Origin of the sequence: Arthrobacter sp. H14, from assembly GCF_000520495.1 — a bacterium.
Taxonomy (GTDB): Bacteria; Actinomycetota; Actinomycetes; order Actinomycetales; family Micrococcaceae; genus Arthrobacter_C.
In genome coordinates this window covers 41,816-44,868 of sequence record NZ_KI914697.1, presented here as the reverse complement: position 1 = coordinate 44,868, position 3,053 = coordinate 41,816, and the positions used below count along the sequence as shown (strand labels likewise).

Annotated in this window: 2 protein-coding genes; both read right to left on the bottom strand. The window is 63.6% G+C overall.

Annotated elements, in window-relative coordinates; genetic code table 11:
* Positions 1 to 29: 29 nt before the first annotated feature.
* Positions 30 to 2,174, bottom strand: a complete 2,145-nt coding sequence (ftsH, locus tag Y707_RS27900; RefSeq protein WP_081745038.1) for an ATP-dependent zinc metalloprotease FtsH — start codon at positions 2,172 to 2,174, stop codon at positions 30 to 32.
* A 164-nt stretch (positions 2,175 to 2,338) separates the two neighbouring features.
* Complete coding sequence (hpt, locus tag Y707_RS0120140; protein WP_026536400.1) at positions 2,339 to 2,890, bottom strand: hypoxanthine phosphoribosyltransferase; 552 nt, start codon at positions 2,888 to 2,890, stop codon at positions 2,339 to 2,341.
* Positions 2,891 to 3,053: the final 163 nt, after the last annotated feature.

The window sequence follows — 3,053 nt, the reverse complement described above, 5'->3', positions numbered from 1 at the left end:
CTGAGGGTCCGGCGGCCGGGTGGCAGGTCTTAGCTGCCGGCCTGCGATCCGTCGCTGGAACCGGAACCGGAGCGCGGTGTGTCATCACCGTGCGGCGGACGGGTATCCGGCGGCGTCTCGCCCTGGCTCGGTCCGGGACCGGGATGACCGGCGGAGTCGCCGGCCGGCGGATCGTATGGCTGCGGCATGTTCGCGTTGGCGGCCTGGTCCTGCGGCGGAACAGTCACCGGATCCGGCTCTCCGTCGGCCTCGGCCTGAGCCCGTTCGGCCGGAGTTATCACCGGCGGAATGTCCGAAACCGGGCGACTGTCCTTGGAGAGCCAGACCTCGCGCAGATCCCGCTTGCGGACATCCCGGAACAGGTCGGCAATCTCTGCCTGGTTCAGCGTTTCGCGCTCCAGCAGTTCCAGCGCCAGCCGGTCCAGCACGTCGCGGTTCTCGTTCAGGATGCCCCAGGCCTCGTCATGGGCGTTGTCGATCAGCCGGCGGACCTCTTCATCGACGACGGAAGCGAGCTCCTCGGAGTAGTTCCGCTCATGGCTCATATCCCGGCCCATAAACGGTTCGCCGCCGCCGGATCCTAGCTGGACGGCGCCGATCTTCTCGCTCATGCCGTACTGGGTGATCATCTTGCGGGCCATTGAGGTGGCCTTCTCGATGTCGTTGGAGGCACCGGTGGTCGGGTCGTGGAAGACGATTTCCTCCGCGACGCGGCCGCCCATGGCGTAGGCGAGCTGGTCGAGCAGCTCATTGCGGGTGGTGGAGTACTTATCGTCCGCGGGCAGCACCATGGTGTAGCCGAGCGCCCGGCCACGCGGCAGGATGGTGACTTTGGTGACCGGATCGGTGTTGCGCAGGGCCGCGGCGACCAGGGCGTGGCCACCCTCGTGGTAGGCCGTGAGCTTCCGCTCGAGTTCCTTCATCACGCGGCTGCGCTTCTGGGGGCCGGCGATCACGCGGTCGATCGCCTCGTCCAGGGCACGGTCGTCGATCAGCTGTGCGTTGGATCGGGCGGTCAGCAGCGCGGCCTCGTTGAGCACGTTGGCCAGGTCCGCCCCGGTGAAGCCGGGGGTGCGCTTGGCAACCGAGCGCAGGTCGACGCCCTGGGCCATCGGTTTGCCCTTGGCGTGGACTTCCAGGATCTGCGTGCGGCCCAGCATGTCGGGGGCCTCCACGGTGATCTGCCGGTCGAAACGGCCCGGACGAAGCAACGCCGGATCCAGCACGTCAGGTCGGTTGGTGGCGGCGATCAGGATGACATTGGTCTTGACATCAAAACCGTCCATCTCGACCAGCAGCTGGTTCAGCGTCTGCTCACGCTCGTCATTACCACCGCCAACGCCGGCACCACGGTGGCGGCCGACGGCGTCGATCTCGTCAACGAAGATGATGGCCGGAGCATTGGTCTTCGCCTGCTCGAACAGGTCGCGCACACGGGACGCACCGACACCGACGAACATCTCGACGAAGTCCGAACCGGAAATCGAGTAGAACGGAACGCCGGCCTCACCGGCAACGGCGCGGGCCAGCAGGGTTTTACCGGTTCCCGGAGGGCCGTAAAGGAGCACGCCCTTGGGGATCTTGGCGCCGACGGCCTGGAATTTCTCCGGCTCCTGCAGGAAGTCCTTGATCTCGTGCAGCTCTTCGACAGCCTCTTCAGCGCCGGCCACATCGACGAAGGTCACCTGCGGCATGTCCTTGGAGATCAGCTTGGCCTTGGACTTGCCGAACTGCATCACCTTCGATCCGCCGCCCTGCATACGGGACAGCAGGAACCAGAAGATCAAGCCGAGGATCAGGATCGGCAGCATAAGCCCGAGGATGCCGGTAAACCAGTTGCTCTCCACCGGCTGGTCAGTGAAGCCGTCGACGTCGGAGGAACTGACAGCCTCGACGACCTCATCGCCGCGGGCCGTCACAAAGAAGAACTGGACGCTCTCGCCCATGTTCTCGCCGTCGACCACGTAATCATCGCGCAGAGTCAGATCAACGCGCTGCTCGCCGTCGTAAATCTTCGCCTGCTCCACCCGGTCATCTTCGAGCAGCTGCAGACCCACATTGGTGTCAACCCGCGTCGCGCCGCCCCCGGAGAACGTGGGGAAAATGAGCAGGAGTACGGCGACACCCAGCACGATCCAGATAACCGGACCTTTGAAGATTTTCTTGAAGTTCATTTGCTCAGGGCTGCGGCCCCGTCCCTCCTGGTAAAAAGTGCGTACATGTGCTCACGTGTACGCATCTAGCTATACACCGTTACCCATGACTCACGCATAGCTGAGCGCAATAGTTCCCTGAAAGCGTACAACCCCGCGGGCCATGGCGTCCCGAAGCGGGACAGTTACTCGTAGACGTGCGGCGCGAGGGTGCCGACGAAGTCCAGGTTGCGGTACTTCTCCGCAAAGTCCAGCCCGTAACCGACGACAAATTCGTTCGGGATATCATAGCCGACGTACTTGACGTCAATGTCCACTTTGGCGGCCTCAGGCTTGCGCAGCAGGGCGCAGATTTCCACCGACGCCGGTCCGCGCGAGATCAGGTTGGTCTTGAGCCAGGACAGAGTCAGGCCGGAGTCGATAATGTCCTCGACAATCAGCACGTTCTTGCCGCTGAGGTCGGTATCGAGGTCCTTCAGGATCCGCACCACACCGGAGGACTGGGTCCCGGAGCCGTACGAGGACACGGCCATCCAGTCCATGCTCACGTGGCTGTGAAGCGCCCGGGCCAGGTCCGCCATGATCATCACGGCACCTTTGAGCACCCCGACAATGAGCAGATCGCGGCCCTCGTAGTCCTCGTCGATCCGCGCAGCGAGCTCGGCCACCCGCTGCTGGATCTCTTCCTTGCTGTACAGAACGTGCTTGAGGTCGTCCTGAACGTCGTGTGACTCCACGAATACTCCCGGTGTTTTCAGTAATGGTTGCGATGGCCGCCGCGTCTGGGTTCAGCGTTTGGCCATAAAGATAAGACTGCCATAGCTGCGGCCCTGTGCGGGAACGGATTGGCGGTGGACCTGCCGGTGGACGTCCACCTTTCCGGCGAGTTGAACCGGACCG

Bases quoted from the DNA above. Each gene is read 5' to 3' on its own strand.
- ftsH (WP_081745038.1), bottom strand. From the start codon at position 2,174: ATGAACTTCAAGAAAATCTTCAAAGGTCCGGTTATCTGGATCGTGCTG.